This is a genomic window from Mycolicibacterium fallax (assembly GCF_010726955.1).
GTDB lineage: Bacteria > Actinomycetota > Actinomycetes > Mycobacteriales > Mycobacteriaceae > Mycobacterium > Mycobacterium fallax.
In genome coordinates this window covers 1,563,193-1,587,398 of sequence record NZ_AP022603.1, presented here as the reverse complement: position 1 = coordinate 1,587,398, position 24,206 = coordinate 1,563,193, and the positions used below count along the sequence as shown (strand labels likewise).

General features: G+C 70.1%; 19 protein-coding genes and 2 tRNA genes. 18 read left to right on the top strand and 3 right to left on the bottom strand.

Annotation, left to right across the window (positions count from 1 at the left end):
• Positions 1-30: 30 nt before the first annotated feature.
• A tRNA-Gly gene (locus G6N10_RS07470) sits at positions 31-104 on the bottom strand.
• A gap of 144 nt (positions 105-248) precedes the next feature.
• On the opposite strand from G6N10_RS07470, the gene G6N10_RS07465 reads away from it, so the two are divergent.
• The 5 genes from G6N10_RS07465 to clpX all read left to right on the top strand — a co-directional run bounded on the left by G6N10_RS07465 (position 249) and on the right by clpX (position 4,584).
• Positions 249-325: transfer RNA gene (locus G6N10_RS07465), tRNA-Pro, on the top strand.
• A 55-nt stretch (positions 326-380) separates the two neighbouring features.
• Positions 381-1,769: a trigger factor gene (gene tig, locus G6N10_RS07460; RefSeq protein WP_163742316.1), complete on the top strand. Its 1,389-nt coding sequence runs from the start codon at positions 381-383 to the stop codon at positions 1,767-1,769.
• Positions 1,770-1,873: 104 nt separating this feature from the next.
• On the top strand, positions 1,874-2,458 hold the full coding sequence (locus G6N10_RS07455; RefSeq protein ID WP_234810700.1) for an ATP-dependent Clp protease proteolytic subunit: 585 nt from the start codon (positions 1,874-1,876) through the stop codon (positions 2,456-2,458).
• Positions 2,455-3,102 carry an ATP-dependent Clp protease proteolytic subunit gene (locus G6N10_RS07450; protein WP_085100337.1) on the top strand — a complete coding sequence of 216 codons (648 nt, stop codon included), beginning with the start codon at positions 2,455-2,457 and terminating at the stop codon, positions 3,100-3,102. Before G6N10_RS07455 ends, G6N10_RS07450 begins: the two co-directional genes overlap by 4 nt.
• 198 nt (positions 3,103-3,300) lie before the next feature.
• Positions 3,301-4,584, top strand: coding sequence for an ATP-dependent Clp protease ATP-binding subunit ClpX (gene clpX, locus G6N10_RS07445; protein WP_085100340.1), 1,284 nt, complete (start codon positions 3,301-3,303; stop codon positions 4,582-4,584).
• Between the two features lie 31 nt (positions 4,585-4,615).
• On the opposite strand, the gene G6N10_RS07440 is transcribed toward clpX, so the two are convergent.
• Complete coding sequence (locus G6N10_RS07440; protein WP_085100343.1) at positions 4,616-5,581, bottom strand: 2-hydroxyacid dehydrogenase; 966 nt, start codon at positions 5,579-5,581, stop codon at positions 4,616-4,618.
• Positions 5,582-5,955: 374 nt separating this feature from the next.
• On the opposite strand from G6N10_RS07440, the gene G6N10_RS07435 reads away from it, so the two are divergent.
• The 3 genes from G6N10_RS07435 (at position 5,956) to G6N10_RS07425 (ending at position 10,009) form a co-directional block, all read left to right on the top strand.
• Entirely contained in the window at positions 5,956-7,887 is a 1,932-nt protein-coding gene (locus G6N10_RS07435; RefSeq protein ID WP_085100346.1) for a 2-oxoacid:acceptor oxidoreductase subunit alpha, read from the top strand.
• Positions 7,884-8,966 carry a 2-oxoacid:ferredoxin oxidoreductase subunit beta gene (locus tag G6N10_RS07430; RefSeq protein WP_085100349.1) on the top strand — a complete coding sequence of 361 codons (1,083 nt, stop codon included), beginning with the start codon at positions 7,884-7,886 and terminating at the stop codon, positions 8,964-8,966. The genes G6N10_RS07435 and G6N10_RS07430 overlap by 4 nt, the downstream gene beginning before the upstream one ends.
• 746 nt (positions 8,967-9,712) lie before the next feature.
• Positions 9,713-10,009, top strand: coding sequence for a transglycosylase family protein (locus tag G6N10_RS07425; protein ID WP_179962881.1), 297 nt, complete (start codon positions 9,713-9,715; stop codon positions 10,007-10,009).
• 81 nt (positions 10,010-10,090) lie between these two features.
• Here G6N10_RS07425 and G6N10_RS07420 read toward each other — a convergent pair whose 3' ends face one another.
• Entirely contained in the window at positions 10,091-11,260 is a 1,170-nt protein-coding gene (locus G6N10_RS07420; protein WP_085100353.1) for an FAD-dependent oxidoreductase, read from the bottom strand.
• 54 nt (positions 11,261-11,314) lie between these two features.
• On the opposite strand from G6N10_RS07420, the gene G6N10_RS07415 reads away from it, so the two are divergent.
• The 10 genes from G6N10_RS07415 (at position 11,315) to obgE (ending at position 24,204) form a co-directional block, all read left to right on the top strand.
• On the top strand, positions 11,315-12,583 hold the full coding sequence (locus tag G6N10_RS07415; RefSeq protein ID WP_085100356.1) for a saccharopine dehydrogenase family protein: 1,269 nt from the start codon (positions 11,315-11,317) through the stop codon (positions 12,581-12,583).
• Positions 12,584-12,674: 91 nt separating this feature from the next.
• The gene (locus G6N10_RS07410; protein ID WP_085100780.1) at positions 12,675-13,295 is read left to right on the top strand and encodes a DUF937 domain-containing protein; all 621 of its coding nucleotides are present in this window, start codon (positions 12,675-12,677) and stop codon (positions 13,293-13,295) included.
• A 103-nt stretch (positions 13,296-13,398) separates the two neighbouring features.
• Positions 13,399-16,062, top strand: coding sequence for a valine--tRNA ligase (locus tag G6N10_RS07405; RefSeq protein ID WP_085100783.1), 2,664 nt, complete (start codon positions 13,399-13,401; stop codon positions 16,060-16,062).
• A complete protein-coding gene (gene folC, locus G6N10_RS07400) occupies positions 16,059-17,468 on the top strand; it encodes a bifunctional tetrahydrofolate synthase/dihydrofolate synthase (RefSeq protein WP_085100359.1) in 1,410 nt (469 codons plus the stop codon). Before G6N10_RS07405 ends, folC begins: the two co-directional genes overlap by 4 nt.
• Positions 17,465-17,887, top strand: a complete 423-nt coding sequence (locus tag G6N10_RS07395; RefSeq protein ID WP_085100362.1) for a DUF4233 domain-containing protein — start codon at positions 17,465-17,467, stop codon at positions 17,885-17,887. Before folC ends, G6N10_RS07395 begins: the two co-directional genes overlap by 4 nt.
• Positions 17,888-17,940: 53 nt before the next feature.
• Positions 17,941-18,351, top strand: a complete 411-nt coding sequence (gene ndk, locus G6N10_RS07390; protein WP_085100365.1) for a nucleoside-diphosphate kinase — start codon at positions 17,941-17,943, stop codon at positions 18,349-18,351.
• Positions 18,352-18,828: 477 nt separating this feature from the next.
• A complete protein-coding gene (locus G6N10_RS07385; protein ID WP_234810701.1) occupies positions 18,829-21,867 on the top strand; it encodes a ribonuclease E in 3,039 nt (1,012 codons plus the stop codon).
• A gap of 177 nt (positions 21,868-22,044) precedes the next feature.
• Positions 22,045-22,368: a 50S ribosomal protein L21 gene (gene rplU, locus G6N10_RS07380; protein WP_085100789.1), complete on the top strand. Its 324-nt coding sequence runs from the start codon at positions 22,045-22,047 to the stop codon at positions 22,366-22,368.
• A 52-nt stretch (positions 22,369-22,420) separates the two neighbouring features.
• The gene (gene rpmA, locus G6N10_RS07375) at positions 22,421-22,678 is read left to right on the top strand and encodes a 50S ribosomal protein L27 (protein ID WP_085100368.1); all 258 of its coding nucleotides are present in this window, start codon (positions 22,421-22,423) and stop codon (positions 22,676-22,678) included.
• Between the two features lie 77 nt (positions 22,679-22,755).
• On the top strand, positions 22,756-24,204 hold the full coding sequence (obgE, locus tag G6N10_RS07370) for a GTPase ObgE (RefSeq protein WP_085100371.1): 1,449 nt from the start codon (positions 22,756-22,758) through the stop codon (positions 24,202-24,204).
• Positions 24,205-24,206 lie beyond the last annotated feature (2 nt).

The window sequence follows — 24,206 nt, the reverse complement described above, 5'->3', positions numbered from 1 at the left end:
CCTGTGCTACCAGGTATGCGCTGGTCCTTGTGGAGCGGGCGACGGGAATCGAACCCGCGTAGCTAGTTTGGAAGACTAGGGCTCTACCATTGAGCTACGCCCGCATGTACTGCTCGACGCCAGACTGTACGGCCCGTGTGTGTGCAACGCCAACCCGGGTGTCATCGCGCCCACCTGCCTTGGTCGCAACCGGCCGGCGGGCCGTAGGATGCCGGGGGCGCGTCTCCTTTGTTGGGGGAGGCCGGCCGCGGGGTGTAGCGCAGCTTGGTAGCGCATCCGCTTTGGGAGCGGAAGGCCGCAGGTTCAAATCCTGTCACCCCGACCAGCGTGAACATGTCCAGACAACCCAGCATGACCCGAACCGACTGCAAGGAGCACCCGTGAAGAGCACCGTTGAGAACCTGAGCCCCACCCGGGTGCGGCTGAGTGTGGAGGTTCCATTCGACGAGCTCAAGGGCGAGTTCGACCGCACCTTCAAGGAGCTGGCCAAGCAGATCCGGCTGCCCGGTTTCCGCCCGGGTAAGGCCCCGGCCCGGCTGCTGGAGGCCCGTGTCGGCCGCGCCGCGGTGCTGGAGCAGGTCGTCAACGAGGCGCTGCCGAGCCGGTACAGCGAGGCCGTCAGCGCCGCCGACCTCAAGCCGCTGGGGCAGCCCGACATCGAGGTCACCAAGCTGGAGGACGGCGAGCAGCTGGCCTTCACCGCCGAGGTCGACATCCGCCCGGAGATCGCGCTGCCGGACCTGGCCGCGCTGACGATCACCGTCGACGCGATCGAGATCGACGACGCCGACGTGGAGAAGGAGCTGGACTCGCTGCGCGCCCGGTTCGGCACCCTGACCAGCGTCGAGCGGCCGATCGCCGAGGGCGACTTCGTCTCCATCGACCTGTCGGCCACCGTCGACGGCGAGGACGTGCCGGACGCCAAGACCGAGGGGCTGAGCCACGAGGTCGGCTCCGGCCAGCTGATCGACGGCCTGGACGAGGCGCTGGTCGGCCTGTCCGCCGGCGAGACCAAGACCTTCACCACCAAGCTGGTCGCCGGTGAGTTCGCCGACAAGGACGCCGAGGTGACCGTCACCGTCGGTTCGGTCAAGGAGCGCGAGCTGCCCGACGCCGACGACGAGTTCGCCCAGCTGGCCAGCGAGTTCGACACCATCGACGAGCTGAAGGCCAACCTGACCGAGCAGGTCGAGCGCTTCAAGCGGATCCAGCAGGCCGAGAAGATCCGCGACAACGCGCTGGAGGCGCTGCTGGAGCAGGTCGAGGTGCCGCTGCCGGAGAACGTGGTGCAGGCCCAGGTCGACGACATCGTGCACAACGCCATTCACGACCTGGAGCACGACGAGGACAAGTTCGCCGAGCTGCTCAAGGAGCAGGGCAGCTCCCGCGAGGAGTTCGACGCCGACACCCGCAGCAACGCGGAGAAGGCCGTCAAGACCCAGCTGCTGATGGATGCGGTCGCCGATGACCTGGCCATTCAGGTCGGCCAGAACGACATCATGGAGCGGCTGGTGCTGATGTCGCGCCAGTACGGCATCGAGCCGCAGCAGCTGATGGGCATCCTGCAGCAGAACAACCAGCTGCCGGCGATCTTCGCCGACGTCCGCCGCGGCCTGACCGTCGCCGCGGTGGTCGAGGCCGCCACCGTCACCGACAGTGCCGGCAACGTCGTCGACACCAGTGAGTTCTTCGGTTCGGCGCAGCCGGAGACCGCCGCGGCCGACGCGGACGTCGCCGCCGAGGCGCTGGGCGCCGACGCCGACGAGTGACGCTGTGAGCGAACGCGCCCGGGCAGGGGACTGCGCGGGCGCCTCGCTTGGTTAGTGTCGTGCGTGAACCACCTACGAGAAAGCAGGTACCGGTCGTGACAAACATGCGTTCCGGCGTGTCCGGCCTCAACCTCACGGATTCTGTCTACGAACGGTTGCTGGCCGAGCGCATCATCTTCCTGGGCACCCAGGTCGACGATGACATCGCCAACCGGCTGTGCGCGCAGATCCTGTTGTTGGCGGCCGAGGACCCCACCAAGGACATCAACCTCTACATCAACTCCCCGGGCGGCTCGGTCACCGCGGGCATGGCGATCTACGACACCATGGTGCTGGCACCGTGCGACGTGGCCACCTACGCGATGGGCATGGCGGCCTCGATGGGGCAGTTCCTGCTGGCCGCGGGCACCAAGGGCAAGCGGTACGCGCTGCCGCACGCCCGGATCATGATGCATCAGCCGTCGGCCGGGATCGGTGGCAGCGCCGCCGACATCGCCATTCAGGCCGAGCAGTTCGCGCTGACCAAGAAGGAGATGAACCGGCTCAACGCCGAGTTCACCGGTCAGACCCTGGAGAAGGTCGAGGCCGACGCCGACCGCGACCGCTGGTTCACCGCCCCCGAGGCCCTGGAGTACGGCTTCGTCGACCACATCATCACCCGCGCCCACCTGAACGGGAGTGCCGAATGACCACCTCCGCCCACGGCGTGAACTCGATGCAGTCGCGCTACATCCTGCCGTCGTTCATCGAGCACTCCAGCTTCGGTGTCAAGGAGTCCAACCCGTACAACAAGCTGTTCGAGGAGCGCATCATCTTCCTCGGCGTGCAGGTGGACGACGCCTCGGCCAACGACATCATGGCCCAGCTGCTGGTGCTGGAGTCGCTGGATCCCGACCGCGACATCACCATGTACATCAACTCCCCGGGTGGCTCGTTCACCTCGCTGATGGCGATCTACGACACCATGCAGTACGTGCGCGCCGACATCGCCACGGTCTGCCTGGGTCAGGCCGCCTCGGCGGCGGCGGTGCTGCTGGCCGCCGGTACCCCCGGCAAGCGGATGGCGCTGCCCAACGCCCGGGTGCTGATCCACCAGCCGGCCGTCGGCGGGGCGATCCAGGGCCAGGTCTCCGACCTGGAGATCCAGGCCGCCGAGATCGAGCGGATGCGCACCCTGATGGACACCACGCTGGCCCGGCACACCGGCAAGGACCCGGAGCAGATCCGCAAGGACACCGACCGGGACAAGATCCTGACCGCGGCCGAGGCCAAGGACTACGGGATCATCGACACCGTGCTGGAGTACCGGAAGCTGTCCGCCCAGAAGGACTGAGCGGACCCGGCGCCGCGCTGCAAAACAGCTCGGTAACCACGCGCGTGGCGCACCGCTGCGGGCCCCGGCAGGGGATATGTTTTCCGCACACGAATCCCACCGACGCTATTCGTCTTATCGGTCGCCCCGGCACCGGGACTGCGGGTAGCGTCGGGGGAAACCCTGATACGTCAGCGACAGGAAGTAGGGCCACATCCCATGGCGCGCATCGGAGACGGCGGTGACCTGCTGAAATGCTCGTTCTGCGGAAAGAGTCAGAAGCAGGTCAAGAAGCTCATCGCAGGACCTGGCGTCTACATCTGCGATGAGTGCATCGACCTGTGCAACGAGATCATCGAAGAGGAGCTCGCCGACGCCGACGACGTCAAGCTCGACGAGCTGCCCAAGCCCGCCGAGATCCGGGATTTCCTGGAGGGCTACGTCATCGGCCAGGACTCGGCCAAGCGAACGCTGGCGGTGGCGGTCTACAACCACTACAAGCGGATTCAGGCCGGGGAGAAGAGCCGCGACTCGCGCTCCGGGGAGACCGTCGAGCTGGCCAAGTCCAACATTCTGATGCTCGGCCCGACCGGCTGCGGCAAGACCTACCTGGCCCAGACGCTGGCCAAGATGCTCAACGTGCCGTTCGCCATCGCCGACGCGACCGCGCTGACCGAGGCCGGCTACGTCGGTGAGGACGTCGAGAACATCCTGCTGAAGCTGATCCAGGCCGCCGACTACGACGTCAAGCGCGCCGAGACCGGCATCATCTACATCGACGAGGTCGACAAGATCGCGCGCAAGAGCGAGAACCCGTCGATCACCCGGGACGTGTCCGGCGAGGGCGTGCAGCAGGCGCTGCTGAAGATCCTGGAGGGCACCCAGGCCTCGGTGCCGCCGCAGGGCGGGCGCAAGCATCCGCACCAGGAGTTCATCCAGATCGACACCACCAACGTGCTGTTCATCGTGGCCGGAGCGTTCGCCGGGCTGGAGCGGATCGTCTCGGACCGGGTCGGCAAGCGCGGCCTGGGCTTCGGCGCCGAGGTGCGCTCGAAGGCCGAGATCGACACCCAGGACCACTTCGCCGAGGTGATGCCGGAGGACCTGATCAAGTTCGGGCTGATCCCGGAGTTCATCGGCCGGCTGCCGGTCGTCGCCTCGGTGACGAACCTGGACAAGGAATCCCTGGTGAAGATCCTGTCCGAGCCGAAGAACGCGCTGGTCAAGCAGTACACCCGGCTGTTCGAGATGGACGGCGTTGAGCTGGAGTTCTCCGACGAGGCGCTGGAGGCGGTGGCCGACCAGGCCATCCACCGCGGCACCGGCGCGCGTGGTCTGCGCGCGATCATGGAGGAAGTGCTGCTGCCGGTGATGTACGACATCCCCAGCCGCGACGACGTCGCCAAGGTGGTCGTCACCAAGGAGACCGTCGACGACAACGTGCTGCCGACGATCGTGCCGCGCAAGGCGTCGCGCTCGGAGCGCCGGGACAAGACCGCCTGACCGACGATCGGCCCGCCGCGGGCCGGTGGTTTCAGCCGCCGGGCAGCGGTACCGGGGTGATCAGCGTGCCGGTGGCCAGGAAGCTGGTCACATTGCGCAGCGTCAACTCGGACATTGCGGCCCGGGTCTGCTCGGTCGCGCTGGCCAGATGTGGCAGCAGCACCGCGTTGTCGAGGCTGCGCAGCTCGGCGGGCACATTGGGCTCGTCGGCGAAGACGTCCAGGCCGGCGCCGGCGATCCCGCCGTCGCGCAGCGCCCGGATCAGCGCGCCCTCGTCGATCAGGCTGCCGCGGGCGATGTTCACCAGGTAGCCGTGCGGGCCGAGCGCCGCCAGCACCGCGGCATCGACGAGATGGTGGGTGGCCGCGCCGCCGGGGGCCGCCACGATCAGCACATCGACGGCGCGGGCCAGCGCGATCGGTGACGGCAGGTAGCGGTGCGCCGACCCGGGCACCGGGTGGCGGTTGTGGTAGCTGATGGTGCAGTCGAAGGCGCGCAGCCGATCGGCGATTGCGGTGCCGATGCGGCCCAGCCCGAGGATGCCGACCCGGGCGCCGCTGACCCGCTGGGTGAGCGGGAACGGACCCGCGGTCGCCCAGCGCCCGGCCCGGACATAGCGGTCGGCGGCGGAAAATCCGCGCAGCAGGTCAATCATCAGGCCGACGGCCGCGTCGGCGACGCAGTCGGTCAGCACGTCGGGGGTGTTGCTGACGGCGATCCCGCGGGCCGCCGCGGCGTGCAGATCGGTGTTGTCGTAGCCGACGGCGCAGTGCGCGATCGCCGCCAGCCGCGGCAGCGCCGCGATCAGGTCGGCGTCGATGCCGCGGACCCCGGCGACCCCGGCCGTCACCAGCACCCGCACCTCTTCGGCGTGCTCGGCGAGGAACGTTTCGACGGCCCCCGGGTCGTCGGGCAGGCGGTGTGCGGCGTGGTCGTTCTGCAGCGCCCGTTCCAGCATCGGGGGCAGCGGACCGACCTGGAGCACCGGGGATGTCATGACCGTGATGGTAGGGCGTCGGGCGCCGGTGGGGCCGCGAAAACATGCGCTGAGCAGTCGCTTAGCGATGTGACCTGCGGGTACCGTCGGTTCTTAGATTTCACCCGCGTCCAAGGGTGACGAAGAACACAAACCTGTCTCGCCGGTGGCGGGGCCACCGGGGTGACCTGGGAGTTTCGCCGGACTGCGGCGGCGTGTCGGGCCACCCCCGGAAGTAGGCGTCCCTAAGAAAGGTGCAATAATCGGTACTGCGAGTGACAGTCAACTCGCCCGTCGTTCCGCCGGTGCCGCGTCCTGTGGACCGCGCCGCCGCGCGCGACACGCACGGGGCGGTCAACCGGCCGCGAACACAGACCGTTAAGAAAGGCGGGGACGTGGGTCCGAGCAACAACGGAACCAGCGCGCATCCTCGGCAGAAGCTGGAACAGATCGTCATCCGATTCGCCGGCGACTCCGGCGACGGTATGCAGCTGACCGGCGACCGATTCACCTCCGAGGCGGCGCTGTTCGGCAACGACCTGGCGACCCAGCCGAACTACCCGGCCGAGATCCGGGCACCTCAGGGCACCCTGCCGGGGGTTTCGTCGTTCCAGATCCAGATCGCCGACTACGACATCCTGACCGCCGGTGACCGGCCCGACGTGCTGGTCGCGATGAACCCGGCGGCGCTCAAGGCCAACATCGATGACCTGCCGCGCGGCGGCCTGGTGATCGCCAACTCCGACGAGTTCAGCAAACGCAACCTGGCCAAGGTCGGCTACGACGCCAACCCGCTGGAGGACGACAGCCTGTCGGACTACGTCGTGCAGGCGGTCGCGATGACGACGCTGACCCTCGGCGCGGTCGAGGCGATCGGCGCCACCAAGAAGGACGGGCAGCGCGCCAAGAACATGTTCGCGCTCGGGCTGCTGTCCTGGATGTACGGCCGCCCGGTCGAGACCAGCGAGACCTTTATTCGGGAGAAGTTCGCCCGCAAGCCCGACATCGCCGAGGCCAACGTGCTGGCGCTGCGCGCCGGCTGGAACTACGGGGAGACCACCGAGGCGTTCGGCACCACCTACGAGATCGCCCCGGCCAAGCTGCCGGCCGGCGAGTACCGGCAGATTTCCGGCAACACCGCGATGGCCTATGGCCTGGTCGCCGCCGGTCAGCTGGCCGATCTGCAGGTCGTGCTGGGCAGCTACCCGATCACCCCCGCCTCGGACATCCTGCACGAGCTGTCCCGGCACAAGAACTTCAACGTGCTGACCTTCCAGGCCGAGGACGAGATCGCCGGCATCGGCGCGGCGATCGGCGCCTCCTACGGCGGTGCGCTGGGCGTCACCACCACCTCCGGGCCCGGCATCTCGCTGAAGTCCGAGGCCATCGGCCTGGCCGTGATGACCGAGCTGCCGCTGGTCATCGTCGACGTGCAGCGCGGTGGCCCGTCCACCGGCCTGCCGACCAAGACCGAGCAGGCCGACCTACTGCAGGCGATGTTCGGGCGCAACGGCGAATCCCCGGTGGCGGTGCTGGCGCCGCAGTCCCCGTCGGACTGCTTCGACGTGGCGGTGGAGGCCGCGCGGATCGCGATCAAGTACCACACCCCGGTCATCGTGCTGTCCGACGGCGCGATCGCCAACGGGTCCGAGCCGTGGCGGATCCCGGACATCACCAGCTATCCGCCGATCGAGCACACCTTCGCCGAGGAGGGGCAGCCGTTCCAGCCCTACGCGCGCGATCCCGAGACGCTGGCCCGCCAGTTCGCCATCCCGGGTACCCCCGGTCTGGAGCACCGCATCGGTGGCCTGGAGTCGGCCAACGGCTCGGGCAACATCTCCTACGACCCGGTCAACCATGACCTGATGGTCCGGCTGCGCCAGGAGAAGATCAACGGCATCGAGGTGCCCGACCTGGACGTCGATGACCCCAGCGGTGCCGCCGAGATGCTGATCCTGGGCTGGGGCAGTTCCTACGGCCCGATCGGTGAGGCCTGCCGGCGGGCCCGCAAGCGCGGCATCAACGTGGCCCATGCGCACCTGCGGCACCTGAACCCGTTCCCGGCCAACCTCGGCGAGGTGCTCGGCCGCTACGAGCAGGTGATCGTGCCGGAGATGAACCTGGGTCAGCTCGCGATGCTGCTGCGGGCGAAGTACCTGGTCGACGTGCAGTCGGTGACCAAGGTGCAGGGGCTGGCCTTCCTGGCCGATGAGATCGGCCGGGTCATCCGCGCCGCGATCGGTGGGACGCTGGCGGAGATCGAGAATGACAAGACGATGGTCGCCCGGTTGTCTGCGGCCTTGGTGGGAGCGGGAGACGAAGCATGACTGACCTGATCGGCACGGACCTTCAGTTGACCCCCGCCGGTCTGTCCAAGACCAGCGGTGTGCCGACCACGGATGTGCCGCAGAAGGGCAAGGACTTCACCAGCGACCAGGAAGTCCGCTGGTGCCCCGGTTGCGGTGACTACGTCATCCTCAACACCATCCGCAACTTCCTGCCCGAGCTGGGCCTGCGGCGCGAGAACATGGTCTTCGTCAGCGGCATCGGCTGCTCGAGCCGGTTCCCGTACTACCTGGAGACCTACGGGTTCCACTCGATCCACGGGCGTGCCCCGACGATCGCCACCGGGCTGTCGCTGGCCCGCGAGGACCTGTCGGTGTGGGTCGTCACCGGTGACGGGGACGCGCTGTCGATCGGCGGCAACCACCTGATCCACGCGCTGCGCCGCAACATGAACCTCACCATCTTGTTGTTCAACAACCGGATCTACGGCCTGACCAAGGGGCAGTACTCGCCTACCTCGGAGACCGGCAAGGTCACCAAGTCGACCCCGATGGGTTCGCTGGACGAGCCGTTCAACCCGGTGTCGCTGGCGTTGGGCGCCGAGGCGACGTTCGTCGGCCGGGCGCTGGACTCCGACCGGGCCGGCCTGACCGAGGTGCTGCGCGCGGCGGCCGCCCACCGTGGGGCCGCGATCGTGGAGATCCTGCAGGACTGCCCGATCTTCAATGACGGCTCGTTCGACGCACTGCGCAAGGAGGGCGCCGAGGACCGGGTGATCAAGGTCAGCGCGGGTCAGCCGATCGTGTTCGGCGCCAACGGCGAATACTGCGTGGTGCGCTCCGGGTTCGGCCTGGAGGTCGCCAAGACCGCCGACGTCGCGGCGTCCGACATCGTGGTGCACGATCCGGCTCAGCAGGATTCGTCCTACTCGTTCGCGCTGTCGCGGCTGTCCGATCAGAACCTGGACCACACCGTGATGGGCATCTTCCGGCAGGTTGATCGGCCGGTGTACAACGATCAGGCCCGCGGCCAGATCGCCCAGGCGATGCAGACCGTCCCGCACGACACCGCGGCGCTGCAGTCGCTGCTGCGGGGCCGGGACACCTGGACGGTCGACTGACCCCAACGCATACCCTCGGCACCGGCCGTCGCCCCAGCGGGGCGGCGGCCGGTGCCCTTTTTCGTGGTGTGCGGCGGCGGTCGGCAAATGCGGCCGGAAACAATGGCGCCGAATTCGCAAATTGCTTATTGGAGCTAATCTAATTCCGGCATCCGGGATGGGTGTGAATGGTCATCGCGACCCGTATTTGTTACGTCTCAACTGTCCCGTAGATAACAGATGTCACGCCGCGTGGGCGGGCGAACCGGCGTCCGGGCCGGGAAAAATGCATGGTCCAGGTCACAAAAATGTCGTGACGTCCCTCACGTACAGCTGGGAAAACGGTGCTGCGGTCCGACCTTAAGAATCCGTTATTGACCTGCACAGACGCTTCTCAGGCGCGGTCGTGATTGGTCCGTTATCTAACCGATATTGGCGTGTCGCCGATATGACGGGGTGCGTTTTCCTACCGTACGGTCAATTTCGTTCCGTGAGGGAACACCAACAACTCAAAACGAATGAACCCTGCGTGTGAGAGGGGTCGTGCGAGGCCGATTAGGCCCGACGACCGCCGCGCCAACGCTGCGCGGCGGACATCTGTAATCGATGTCCCCCTGGTGTGCCCGACAGAGACGGCACGCCCCCGTGAACGCCTGATCCAGATCGCTGGGCCGCCCACCGTGCCGTGGGTGCCCGTGGTGGCGCGCGCTTGGCGAAAGGAAAAGCTGTTGAAGAACCTCCGCTCGAAGATTGCTCGCACTGCCGGCATGGCCGTGCTCGGTGGCGCCATCGCCGCCGCTCCGCTGGCGCTGTCCACCGCGACCGCCAATGCCGACCGGGTGAACTGGGACGCCGTCGCGGCGTGCGAGTCCGGCGGTAACTGGGCGATCAACACCGGCAACGGTTACTACGGTGGCCTGCAGTTCAGCATGGGCACCTGGCGTGCCAACGGTGGCAGCGGCTCGCCGCACAACGCCAGCCGCGAAGAGCAGATTCGGGTCGCCGAGAACGTTCTCAACACCCAGGGCATCGGCGCCTGGCCGAGCTGCGGTCGCCGGGGCTGACCCGCACCGCACCACAACCACCGTTCGCGCGGCGATCCACCCGGATCGCCGCGCGAACTGTTTTTCCGGGGTCGACGGGGGTCAGGCGCCGGGCAGCTCGAACGCTGAGCGGGCAGCGATGCCCGCCAGGTGCCGGGTCAACACCGCCTCGGGCACGGCGGCCGAGGCGCGCACCAGCGCCGCGGCCAGCGCCGGCGGCCGCAGCCCCACCAGCCGACCGATGACCGCGGCCTCGGCGACCACCCGCCGCACCCGGCGCCGCCGGTGGCGGGCGAACGCACCGAACGCGGCGACCAGGTCGCGGTGGCCCTCGACGAACGCCGCCAGGATGACGGCGTCCTCCAGCGCCTGCGCGCCGCCCTGGCCCAGGTGCGGGCGCATCGGGTGGGCGGCATCGCCGATCAGCACCACCGGGCCGGCCGACCACGCCGGCGCGGTGGCCCGGTCCTCCAGATCGTGGCGCAGCACCGCGGCGGGATCGGTGGCCGCCAGCAGAGCCGGCACCGGGTCGGCCCACCCGGCCAGCCGTCGGCGCAGGTACGTCAGCTCGCCCTCGGGGCGGCGCTGCCCGCGCGGTGCCCGCTCGGCGGCGAACCAGTAGGTCTGCCCGGGCCCGAGCGGCGTGTGCCCGAACTGCAGCCCGGGCCCCAGCGTCTCCCCGGACAGCTCCGGGTCGATGGCGGTCTCGGCCACCCCGCGCCAGGCGGTGTGCCCGGTGTAGCGGCCCGGCAGCGGGCCGTTGAGGGCGCGGGCGATCACCGACCGGGTGCCGTCGGCCCCGATCACCGCCGCCGCGGCCCACCGGTGGGCGCCGCCGGGCCCGGTCACCGCCAGCTCCACCCCGTCGCCGCGCCGGACCGGGGCGGCCGCGGTGACGCCGTACTGCACGGTGCCCGGTTCCAGCGCCCCGACCAGCACCTCCTGCAGCCGGGAGCGACGGATCACCACCAGCGGCTCGCCGAGCGCGCGCACCAGCCGGTCACGGTCCGGGCGGCGGATCCAGGAGCCGTCGTACCAGCGCAGCGCGCCCGCGGTCACCCGGCCACCGCTGCGCCGCACCTGGTCGCCCAGACCGAGCCGATCGAGGGCGGCCAGCGCGTTGGGCCACAGGCTGATACCGGCGCCCGAGCACGGGTCGGGCCGGGACTCGACAACGCGGACCCGATACCCGCGGCGCTGCAGGGCCGCCGCGGCCGCCAACCCGGCGATGCCCGCACCCACCACCACGATCGGATCCGGACCGGGGGCCATGGATGCCGAACCTACCCCGGCGCCCGGCCGGCGCTCGGCGTAGGTTCGGAAGCTGTGACCGAACCGCAGCGTGAATTCGACATCGTTCTCTACGGCGCCACCGGCTTCGTCGGAAAGCTCACCGCGCAGTACCTGGCCGGCCACCCCGCCGTCGGCTCCGGCGCGGTCCGGATCGCGCTGGCGGGCCGCTCCGCCGAGCGCCTCACCGCCGTCCGCGACGGCCTCGGGCCGGCGGCCGCCGACTGGCCGATCGTCATCGCCGACGCCGACCGGCCTGACACATTGCGCGCGATGGCCGCCCGCACCCGGGTGGTGGTCACCACAGTCGGGCCCTACGCCCGCTACGGCCTGCCGCTGGTGGCCGCCTGCGCGGCCGCCGGGACTGACTACGCCGACCTGACCGGCGAACCGAACTTCATCCTGGACAGCATCGACGCCTTCCACAAGCAGGCCATCGACACCGGCGCGCGGATCGTGCACGCCTGCGGCTTCGATTCGATCCCGTCGGACCTGGGCGTGTTCGCGCTGCACCGCCGCGCCCAGGCCGACCAGGCCGGCGAGCTGTTGGACACCAACCTGGTGTTGCGGTCGATGTCCGGCGGGGTGTCCGGCGGCACGGTGGCCTCCGCGCTGGAGATGATGGACGCCTGCGCCCGGGATCCCGAACTCCGGCGCGCCCTGGCCGACCCCTACACGCTGAGCCCCGACCGCGGCGCCGAGCCCGAACTGGGCGGACAGCCCGACGCCCGCTGGCACCGCGGCGCCGAGATCGCCCCCGAACTCGCCGGCTACTGGACCGGTGCGTTCGTGATGGCGCCCTCCAACACCCGGGTGGTCCGCCGCAGCAATGCGCTGCTCGACTACGCCTACGGCGACCGGTTCGGCTACGCCGAACAGATGAGCCTGGGCCGCTCGGTGCTGGCCCCGGTGGCCGCGGCGGTGGTCACCGGCGTCCAGGCCGCCTCAATGAGCCTGGGCAGCCGATTCTTCGACCGGTTGCCGCGCGGGCTGGTGGACCGAGTGATGCCCAAACCCGGCAGCGGCCCCAGCGACGCGGCCCGAGAAAACGGCCACTACACCATCGAGACCTACACCGCGACCAGCGGCGGTCGACGCTACCGGGCCACCGTCGCCCAGCAGGGCGACCCCGGCTACAAGGCGACCGCGGTGCTGCTGGGGGAGAGCGGGCTGGCGTTGGCCCTGGACCGCGCCGCGCTGTCGGACCTGCGCGGCGTGCTCACCCCCGCCTCGGCGATGGGGGACGCGCTGCTGACCCGGCTGCCCGAGGCCGGGGTGCGGCTGGACGTCGAGCGGCTCGACTGAGGCGTTACCCGCCTGCCGCGGAACGGCTCGGGCTAGGGTCGGTGCCATGACGGTCGCCGATGAGCGGGGCCGGGCGACGAAGGGTGGATTCATGGCAGACCTCGATGATCTGTTCGCGCAGATTCCGGTCGCGGACATCGCGAACAAGCTGGGCGCCGACGAGGGCGAGGTCAACAACACCATCCGTGCCCTGGTGCCGGCCATGGTGGGCGGGCTGCAGGTCAACGCCGCCGAGGGCGACGCCGACCGCATCGTCTCGGCCGCCGAGCAGCACGCCGCCAGCGGCCTGCTCGACAACGGTGTCACCGTCGATGACGTCGACGCCGCCGACGGCGACAAGATTGTCGCCAAGATCTTCGGCGGCAACGACAGCACCGCTGTGGCCTCCGCGCTGTCCAGCCAGGGCGGCACCAACAGCGGCCTGATCCAGCAGCTGCTGCCGCTGCTGGCCCCGATCGTGCTGGCCTACATCGGCAAGCAGTTCGCCAACCGCGGCGGCAGCCAGGACAGCGGGCAGCAGAGCAACCAGGCGCAGGGCTCGGGCAACATCCTCGGCGACCTGCTCGGCGGCATCCTCGGTGGTGCCGGCGCCGGTGCCGGCGGCGGTTCCAACAACCCGCTCGGCAGCATCCTGGGCAGCGTGCTGGGCGGCGGCGGTTCCAACAACGCCATCGGGGAGATCCTCGGCGGCCTGCTCGGCGGGAAGAAGTAGCACTACCGGACATCGCCAAAGCCCCCGGAAGCGGGGGCTTTGGCAGCCCCGCGGCCCGGCTTCCTAGAATCAAGCGGTGACCAGCGCCCGTTCTGACGCCGAGATGTCCCTGCCCAAATCCTGGGATCCGGGGGCGGTCGAGGCCGAGCTGTACCGCGGCTGGGTCGAGGCCGGTTACTTCACCGCCGACCCGGCCAGCCCCAAGCCGCCGTACTCGATCGTGCTGCCGCCGCCGAATGTCACCGGCAGCCTGCACATGGGGCACGCGCTGGACCACACCCTGATGGACGCGCTGACCCGCCGCAGGCGGATGCAGGGCTTCGAGGTGCTGTGGCTGCCCGGCATGGATCACGCCGGTATCGCCACCCAGACCCTGGTGGAAAAGCAGCTGGCCGCCGCCGGGCAGTCCAAGCAGGACCTGGGCCGCGACGCGTTCGTCGAGCGGGTCTGGGAGTGGAAGCGCGAATCCGGCGGCACCATCGGTGAGCAGATGCGCCGGATCGGCGACGGGGTGGACTGGAGCCGCGACCGCTTCACCATGGACGAGGGCCTGTCCCGGGCGGTGCGCACCATCTTCAAGCGGCTCTACGACGCCGGGCTGATCTACCAGGCCGAGCGGCTGGTGAACTGGTCGCCGGTGCTGGGCACCGCGATCAGTGACCTCGAGGTGCGCTACGCCGACGTCGAGGGCGAGCTGGTGTCGTTCCGGTACGGCTCGATGAACGACGACGAACCGCACATCGTGGTGGCCACCACCCGAATGGAGACGATGCTCGGCGACACCGCGATCGCGGTGCATCCCGACGACGAGAGGTACCGCCACCTGGTCGGCGCCACCCTGGCGCACCCGTTCACCGACCGGCAGATCCTGATCGTCGCCGACACCCACGTCGACCCCGAGTTCGGTACCGGGGCGGTCAAGGTGACCCCGGCCCACGACCCCAACGACTTCGAGATCGGGCTGCGGCACAACCTGCCGATGCCGACGATGATGGATGCGGCCGGCCGGATCGCCGACACCGGAACCCAATTCGACGGGATGGACCGCTTCGAGGCCCGGGTCGCGGTGCGTGAGGCGCTGGCCGCCCAGGGCCGGGTGGTCGCCGAGAAGCGGCCGTACCTGCACAGCGTGGGGCATTCCGAACGCAGCGGTGAGCCGATCGAACCCCGGCTGAGCCTGCAGTGGTGGGTGCAGGTGGAGTCGATGGCCAAGGCTGCCGGTGACGCGGTCCGCAACGGCGACACCGTGATTCATCCCAAGAGCCTGGAGCCGCGCTGGTTCGGCTGGGTCGACGACATGCACGACTGGTGCATCTCCCGGCAGCTGTGGTGGGGCCACCGCATCCCGATCTGGCACGGGCCCAACGGGGAAACGGTCTGCGTCGGACCCGATGAGACCCCGCCGCCGGGCTGGGAGCAGGACCCCGACGTGCTGGACACCTGGTTCTCCTCGGCGCTGTGGCCGTTCTCCACCATGGGCTGGCCCGACGCCTCCCCGGAGCTGGCGAAGTTCTATCCGACCAGCGTGCTGGTCACCGGCTACGACATCCTGTTCTTCTGGGTGGCCCGGATGATGATGTTCGGCACCTTCGTCGGTGACGACGCCGTGCTGTCCGGCCCCGGCGCCGACGGCCGCCCGCAGGTGCCGTTTGAGAATGTCTTCCTGCACGGGCTGATTCGCGACGAGCACGGCTCCAAGATGAGCAAGTCCAAGGGCAACGGCATCGACCCGCTGGACTGGGTCAACGAGTTCGGCGCCGACGCGCTGCGCTTCACCCTGGCGCGCGGCGCGAGCCCGGGCGGGGACCTGTCCATCGGTGAGGACCACGCCCGCGCGTCGCGCAACTTCGCCACCAAGGTGTTCAACGCGACCCGGTTCGCCCTGATGAATGGGGCGGCCCCGGCGCCGCTGCCGCCGCTGACCGAGCTCACCGACGCCGACCGGTGGATCCTGGGACGCGCCGAAGAGGTTCGCGCCGAGGTGGATTCGGCGTTCGAGGCCTACGAGTTCAACCGGGCCTGCGAGGCGCTGTACCACTTCGCCTGGGACGAGTTCTGCGACTGGTATGTCGAGCTGGCCAAGGTGCAGATCTACGCGGCGGTCGACGCCGGGCGCGCCGAGTCCGACCACACCACCGCGGTGCTGGCCACGGTGCTCGACGCCCTGCTCAAGCTGCTGCACCCGGTGATGCCGTTCGTGACCGAGACGCTGTGGCTGGCGCTGACCCGTGGCGACGCGGGCCCGTCGCTGGTGGTTGCGGACTGGCCGCAGGCCTCCGGCATCCCGTCGGATCCGGTTGCCGCCAAACGCATTTCGGATATGCAGAACCTGGTCACCGAGATCCGGCGGTTCCGCAGCGACCAGGGTCTGGCCGACCGCAAGAAGGTCCCGGCCCGGCTCTCCGGGATTGAGGCCGCCGACATCGCCAGCCAGCTGCCCGCGGTGTCGGCGCTGGCCTGGCTGACCGAACCCGCCGGCGCCGATGCCTTCACCCCGACGGCCTCCATCGAGGTCCGGCTCGCCGACGCCACCGTGCTGGTGGAGCTCGACACCTCCGGCTCGGTCGACGTCGAGGCCGAGCGGCGCCGGCTGAACAAGGCGCTGGCCGCCGCGGAGAAGGAACTGGCGGGCGCCTCGGCCAAGCTCGGCAACCAGGCCTTCCTGTCCCGGGCGCCGGAATCCGAGGTCACCAAGATCCGGGCCAGGCACGAGGTGGCGGTCGAGGAAGTCGAACGCATCACCGCCAGGCTGGCCGCGCTGCGATGACCCGCGCCGAACCCAGCCCCGACGAGATCGCCGCGCTGCTGCAGGTCGAGCATCTGCTCGACCAGCGCTGGCCGGAAACCAAGATCGAACCGTCGCTGACCCGGATCTCGGCGCTGCTGGAGCTGCTGGGTTCCCCGCAGCGCGGCTATCCGGCGATCCACGTCGCGGGCACCAACGGCAAGACCTCGGTCGCCCGGATGATCGACGCGCTGCTGACCGCGCTGCACCGGCGCACCGGCCGGACCACCAGCCCGCACCTGCAATCGGCGGTGGAGCGCATCGCCATCGACGGCGAGCCGCTCTCGCCGGCCCGCTACGTGGAGATCTACCGGGAGATCGAGCCGTACGTCCAGATGATCGACGAGCAGTCCCGGTCCGGGGCGCTGGGGGAGCCGGGCCCGGCGATGAGCAAGTTCGAGGTGCTCACCGCGATGGCCTTCACCGCCTTCGCCGACGCCCCGGTCGACATCGCGGTGGTCGAGGTGGGCCTCGGCGGCCGCTGGGACGCCACCAACGTGATCGGCGCGCCGGTCGCCGTCATCACCCCGATCTCGCGTGACCACGTGGACTATCTCGGCGAGGACCTGGCCGGTATCGCCGCGGAGAAGGCCGGCATCATCGCCGCCGCCACCGACGGCCCGGAGACCGTCGCCGTCATCGCCGAGCAGGACCCGGCGGCGATGGAAGCGATCCTCGCCCAGACGATCAGGGCCGACGCCGCGGTCGCCCGGGAGGGCTCGGAGTTCGCCGTGCTGGCCCGCCGGACCGCGGTCGGCGGGCAGCTGCTGGAACTGCAGGGGCTCGGCGGCGTCTACTCCGAGGTCTTCCTGCCGCTGCACGGCGCTCACCAGGCCCACAATGCCGCGATCGCGCTGGCGGCGGTGGAGGCGTTCTTCGGTGCCGGCGCCGACCGGCAGCTCGACGTCGACGCGGTGCGCGCCGGGTTCGCCGCGGTCCGCAGCCCGGGCCGGCTGGAGCGGATGCGCAGCGCGCCGACGGTGTTCATCGACGCCGCGCACAACCCGGCCGGGGCCGCCGCGCTGGCCGCCACGCTGGCCGAGGAGTTCGACTTCCGGTTCCTGGTCGGGGTGATCGCGGTGCTGGCCGACAAGGACGCCGCCGGCATCCTGGAGGCGCTGGAGCCGGTCTTCGACCAGGTGGTGATCACCGGCAACGGCTCGCCGCGGGCGCTGCCGATCGACGACGCGGCCGCGCTGGCCGTCGAGCGGTTCGGCACCGACCGGGTGCTGACCGCCCCGGGCCTGGCCGACGCGATCGAGGCCGCGACGGCCCTGGTGGAGCAATCCGGCCTGGACACCGGGATGTCCGGCGCCGGCATCGTCATCACCGGCTCGGTGGTGACCGCGGGCGCCGCCCGCACCCTGTTCGGGAAGGATCCGTCATGACCGGCCCCGCTGACCAACCGCGCCGCGACGAGCCGGCGAGCGCACCGCCGGCCGCCGATCCGTGGAAGAGCTTCCGCGGTGTGATGGCAGGCACGCTGATCCTGGAGGCCATCGTCGTGCTGCTGGCACTGCCGGTGGTCGGCGCCGTGGGCGGGGGACTGACCGCCGGATCGCGGTGGTACCTGATCGGTTTCGCGGTGCTGCTGTTCCTGATGGCCGGCATCCAGGGCAAGCCGTGGGCGTTCTGGGCGAACCTGGCGGTGCAACTCGTGCTGATCGCGGGCTGGCTGATCTACCCGGCCGTCGGGTTCATGGGCCTGCTGTTCGCCGGGGTGTGGCTGCTGATCGGCTACCTGCGGCATGAGGTGCTGCGCCGGCAGCGGCTCGGCCTGTTGCCCAGCCAGCAACGCCCGCAGTAGCGCCCGGCGCCCGCGGTTTGGCGGTGCGGCGGTATTCCCTTACGCTTTCCGCCGTGACTGAGCGGACCCTGGTGTTGATCAAGCCCGACGGCGTCGAGCGCAAGCTGGTTGGCGAGATCCTCGCCCGCATTGAGCGGAAAGGCCTCACCCTGGTTGCCCTGCAGCTGGTGAACGTCGCCGACGAGGTGGCCCGCGCCCACTACGCCGAGCACGCCGAGCGGCCGTTCTTCGGTGACCTGCTGGAGTTCATCACCTCCGGGCCGCTGGTGGCCGCTGTGCTGGAGGGGCCGCGCGCCATCGCCGCGTTCCGCCAGCTGGCCGGCGGTACCGATCCGGTCGAGAAGGCGGTGCCCGGCACCATCCGCGGGGACTTCGGCCTGGAGACCCAGTACAACCTGGTCCACGGCTCGGACTCGCCGGAATCGGCGGCGCGCGAGATCGCGCTCTGGTTCCCCGCGCTTTAGTCTCGGCCCGGCCTGGTCAATCCGCTGACGCGGGTGTGGGATACTGGGCGTTGGTGAACGTCGCTACCGGACATCCTGGCCGGCGGCGGAATCCCGAGTGAAGGTTCAGACGAGCGCGACCATCGTTTCGGCGGTGCGGCGCGGGCCGTCACGACCTGCACCCGACCCAGGCACCGGGTGGGCTTCACAAGAGCTGCCCGGGGCGAGACCACGACAAGCCCGGCCTCCCGGTCGGGCTCACAGCCAGGCCCTCGCGCGGCCGCGTCTCCTCGACGCGCCCGGGGGCTAGAGGAGACTTACGTGCACGACGATGCATATACCCCCGACGACATCAACACCGACGCCGCACCGCAGGCAGACCTAGCGCCCGAGGCGGCGGCGTCCGAGCAGACAGCGTCCGAGCAGACAGCGTCCGAGCAGACAGCTCCCGAGCAGACAGCTCCCGAGGCCGGCGCCGCACCGGAGCAACCCGCACCGCTGGAGGATGAGCTGCCCGAGCGGCTTCGGGTGCACTCCCTGGCCCGGGTGCTCGGCACCACCAGCCGCCGGGTGCTCGACGCCCTGGTCGAGCTCGACGGCCGGACCCGCAGCGCGCATTCCAGTGTGGTCCGCGCCGAGGCACTCAAGGTCCGCGACGTGCTGGCCGCCGCCGAATCGGCGGCCGCCGCGGCCGTCGAGGCCGCGGTCGAAGGCGCCGCGGAGGCGGCCGTCGAACTTGCCGCCGAACCCGAGTCGCGGCTGATGCTGGAGACCCCGCCGCCGGCCGAGGCCGCCCCGGCCGACTACCTGCCGCTGTTCGTGGCGCCGCAGCCCGTCGAGCGCCGGGCCGTCGACGACGAGCCCGCGGACGCCGAGGACGCCGATGGTTCTGAGGACTCCGAGGGCGACACCGACGAGTCCGCCGCGGACGCCGGCTCCACCGACGCCGGCGCCTCCGAGTCCTCCGGTGACGACTCAGCCAGTGATGAAGACGGCTCCGACGAGGATGCTGACCAGGGCAAACCCGCGAACCGCCGGCGTCGGCGCGGACGCCGTGGCCGCGGCCGTGGACGCGGCGGCGACGACTCCACCGACGACTCCACCGACGGCGACTCCGCCGGCGGTGACGACGCCACCGACGCCGAGGACGGCGAGGCCGCCCAGACCGAGGACGGCGCCCAGGCCGCCGACAGTGACTCCGACGACGGCGATGGCGATGGCGGCGAGGCCAACGGCAACGGCGAGGGCGCCAGCAAACGCCGTCGCCGCCGTCGCCGGCGCAAGACCGGCGGCTCCGACGACGACGGCGACTCCGGCTCGCCCGATGACCCGCCGAACACCGTCGTGCATGAGCGGGCCCCGCGCCGGTCCCAGCGCGGCGGCTCCGACGACGAGATCCAGGGCATCAGCGGATCGACCCGGCTGGAGGCCAAGCGGCAACGCCGCCGCGACGGGCGTGACGCCGGCCGCCGCAGGCCGCCGATTCTCAGCGAGGCCGAGTTCCTGGCCCGCCGCGAAGCGGTCGAGCGCGTCATGGTGGTGCGCGACAAGGTTCGCACCGAACCGCCGCACGAGGGCGCCCGCTACACCCAGATCGCGGTGCTCGAGGATGGCGTGGTCGTCGAGCACTTTGTCACCTCGGCGGGCTCGGCCAGCCTGGTCGGCAACATCTACCTCGGCATCGTGCAGAACGTGCTGCCGTCGATGGAGGCGGCGTTCGTCGACATCGGCCGCGGCCGCAACGGCGTGCTCTACGCCGGCGAGGTGAACTGGGAGGCCGCCGGACTGGGCGGCGCGAACCGCAAGATCGAGCAGGCGCTGCGGCCCGGTGACTACGTGGTGGTGCAGGTCAGCAAGGACCCGGTCGGGCACAAGGGTGCCCGGCTGACCACCCAGGTGTCGCTGGCCGGCCGCTACCTGGTCTACGTGCCGGGGGCGTCGTCGACCGGGATCAGTCGCAAGCTGCCCGACACCGAGCGGCAGCGGCTCAAGGAGATCCTGCGCGAGGTGGTGCCCGCCGACGCCGGCGTGATCATCCGGACTGCCTCCGAGGGGGTCAAGGAAGAGGACATCCGCGCCGACGTCAACCGGTTGCAGGAGCGCTGGGCCGAGATCGACGCGACCGCGGCCAAGACCAAGGCAAACGCCGCCGGCGCCGCCGTGGCGCTCTACGAAGAGCCCGATGTGCTGGTGAAGGTCATCCGTGACCTGTTCAACGAGGACTTCTCCGGCCTGCTGGTGTCCGGCGACGGTGCCTGGGAGACCATCAACGGCTACGTCAGATCGGTGGCGCCGGAACTGCTGCCGCGACTGACCAAGCACGAACCGGCCGCCCCGGACGGGCCGGATGTGTTCGCCGTGCACCGGATCGACGAGCAGCTCGCCAAGGCGATGGACCGCAAGGTGTGGCTGCCGTCGGGCGGCACCCTGGTCATCGATCGGACCGAGGCGATGACCGTCGTCGACGTCAACACCGGCAAGTTCACCGGTGCGGGCGGCAACCTGGAGCAGACCGTCACCAAGAACAACCTGGAGGCGGCCGAGGAGATCGTGCGCCAGCTGCGGCTGCGCGACATCGGCGGCATCGTGGTGATCGACTTCATCGACATGGTGCTGGAATCCAACCGGGATCTGGTGCTGCGCCGACTCACCGAGGCGCTGGGCCGGGACCGCACCCGCCACCAGGTCTCCGAGGTCACTTCGCTGGGGCTGGTGCAGCTGACCCGCAAGCGGCTGGGCACCGGGCTGATCGAGGCCTTCTCGAGCACCTGCACGCACTGCGCCGGCCGGGGCATCATGATGCACGCCGATCCGGTGGATTCCGCCGCGCCGGCCGCCCGCAAGAGCGAGCCCAGCCGGCGCAGCAAGCGTGGGCGCAAGGCCGCCGCGGCCAAGCCCGAGGAGGCCGCGGTCGTCAAGGTGCCGGTGCATCCCGCCGGCGAGCACCCGATGTTCAAGGCGATGGCAGCCGCGGGCAAGCACGACGGCGAGCACGATGACGAGCACGCCGAGGACGAGACCGTCACCGACGAGCAGCACGGTGCGCGCGGTGTCGAGTCGGACGGGAAGCCCGCCGACTTCGACGATGCCGATGACTCCGATGCCGATGACTCCGACGCCGACGACAGTGACGCCGATGACAGCGACGCCGATGACAGCGACGCCGACGACAGCGACGATGCCGACGAGGACATCGAGGTCGACCTCGATGAGGATGACGAGGATGTCGACGACGACGAGCTTGAGGTCGTCAGCATCGACGTCGGATCCGACGACGACGATGACTCCGACGACGACGACGACGATGACGACGATGACGACGACGATGACGACGACGACGATGACGACGATGACGACGATGACGACGATGACGACGACGACGATGATGACGACGACGACGATGACGACGACGATGACGATGATGACGATGATGAGCAGGCCGTCGACCCGACGCCGGAACCGGCCCGGCAGGCCCCGGTGACCAGGCGGCCCCGCCGCCGGGCGGCCGCCCGGCCGGCCGGACCGCCGGCCGGCTGAGCGGAACCGGGGGCGATTTGCCCCCCTCCGTGCTGGTCACGTAACCTTGAGCAGTTGTCTGTAGGCCCTGGGCCCGCAGCCGGCGGGAGGTAACCGCTCCCGCACCCCCAAGACCCGCGCACGCTGCCCCCGGGTGGCGCGCGCCCCGTGAGAAGACGCACCGAAGGAATGAGCTCGATGGCCACTGAGAACGCCACGTACGCGATCGTCAAGACCGGCGGCAAGCAGTACAAGGTCGCCGCTGGTGACATCGTCAAGGTGGAGAAGCTCGACGCCGAGCCGGGCAGCTCGGTCTCGCTGCCGGTCGCGCTGGTCGTCAACGGCGCCACCGTCACCACCGACGCCGACGCGCTGGCCAAGGTCGCCGTCACCGGTGAGGTGCTGGAGCACACCAAGGGCCCGAAGATCCGGATCCACAAGTTCAAGAACAAGACCGGCTACCACAAGCGGCAGGGCCACCGTCAGCCGCTGACCGTGCTGAAGGTCACCGGCATCAAGTAGTCCCACCCGGGCTGCCCCACACCGACTTCGAACAGACTCACAGGAGCTAGCAATGGCACACAAAAAGGGCGCTTCCAGCTCGCGGAACGGTCGCGACTCCAACGCTCAGCGACTCGGCGTCAAGCGGTTCGGCGGCCAGGTCGTCAAGTCCGGCGAGATCCTGGTCCGCCAGCGCGGCACCCACTTCCACCCGGGCGTCAACGTCGGCCGCGGTGGCGACGACACGCTGTTCGCCACGGCCGCCGGTGCGGTCGAGTTCGGCGTGAAGCGTGGCCGCAAGACCGTCAACATCCTTCCGGTCGAGGCCTGACCTTTTCGCGAATGTAACGCCAGGGCGCATTTGCGACGCGAATCCGGACCCTGGCGTTACCGGTGAAAGGACCTGGCATGCCCCGGTTCGTCGACCGCGTCGTGATCCACGCGCGGGCCGGTTCCGGTGGTAACGGCTGCGCGTCGGTCCACCGCGAGAAGTTCAAACCGCTCGGCGGACCCGACGGCGGCAACGGCGGCAACGGCGGCAGCATCGTGCTCGTCGTCGACCCGCAGGTGCACACCCTGCTGGACTTCCATTTCCACCCGCACGTGGTGGCACCCTCGGGCAAGCAGGGCCAGGGCAGCAACCGCGACGGCGCGGCGGGCGCCGACCTGGAGGTCCGGGTCCCCGACGGCACCGTCGTCGTCGACGCGCAGGGCCGGGTGCTGGCCGATCTGGTCGGCGCCGGAACGCGATTCGAGGCGGCCGCCGGTGGCCACGGCGGGCTGGGCAACGCCGCGCTGGCCTCGCGGGCCCGCAAGGCGCCCGGCTTCGCGTTGCTGGGTGAGAAGGGCGAGGAACGCGACCTCACCCTGGAACTCAAGACCGTCGCCGACGTCGGCCTGATCGGATTTCCCTCGGCGGGCAAGTCGTCGCTGGTGTCGGCGATCTCGGCCGCCAAACCCAAGATCGCCGACTACCCGTTCACCACCCTGGTGCCCAACCTCGGGGTGGTGTCCGCCGGCGAACACACCTTCACCGTGGCCGACGTGCCCGGGCTGATCCCGGGTGCCTCGCAGGGCCGCGGCCTGGGCCTGGACTTCCTCCGCCATATCGAGCGCTGCGCGGTGCTGGTGCACGTGATCGACTGCGCCACACTGGAATCCGGCCGCGATCCGGTCTCCGACATCGATGCGCTGGAGGCCGAGCTGGCCGCCTATCAGCCGACGTTGCAGGGCGACTCGGTGCTCGGCGACCTGGCCGAGCGGCCCCGGGCGGTGGTGCTGAACAAGATCGACGTGCCCGATGCCAAGGACATGGCCGAGCTGGTCCGCGCGGACATCGAGGCCCGCGGCTGGCCGGTGTACGAGATCTCCACGGTGGCCCGAATCGGTTTGCGGCCGCTCATCTTCGGGCTGTGGGAGATGGTGTCGGCCTACCGCGCCGAGCTGCCCCCGCCGGTGGCGCGCCGGCCGGTGATCCGGCCGATCCCGGTCGACGAGAAGTCCTTCGAGGTCCGGCCCGACGGTATGGGTGGCTTCGTGGTGCGCGGTTCGCGCCCGGAACGCTGGATCGCGCAGACCAACTTCGACAACGACGAGGCCGTCGGCTATCTCGGCGACCGGCTCGCCCGCCTCGGTGTCGAGGACGAACTGTTGCGCCAGGGGGCGCGGCCGGGGTGCACGGTCACCATCGGTGACATGACCTTCGACTGGGAACCGCAGACCCCCGCCGGTGTCGACGTCACGCCGTCCGGCCGCGGCACCGACACCCGGCTGGAGCGCACCGACCGGGTCGGGGCCTCCGAGCGTAAGGCCGCGCGCCGGGATCGCCGGGCCTCCCGCGACGACGAGGCCGAGTAGGT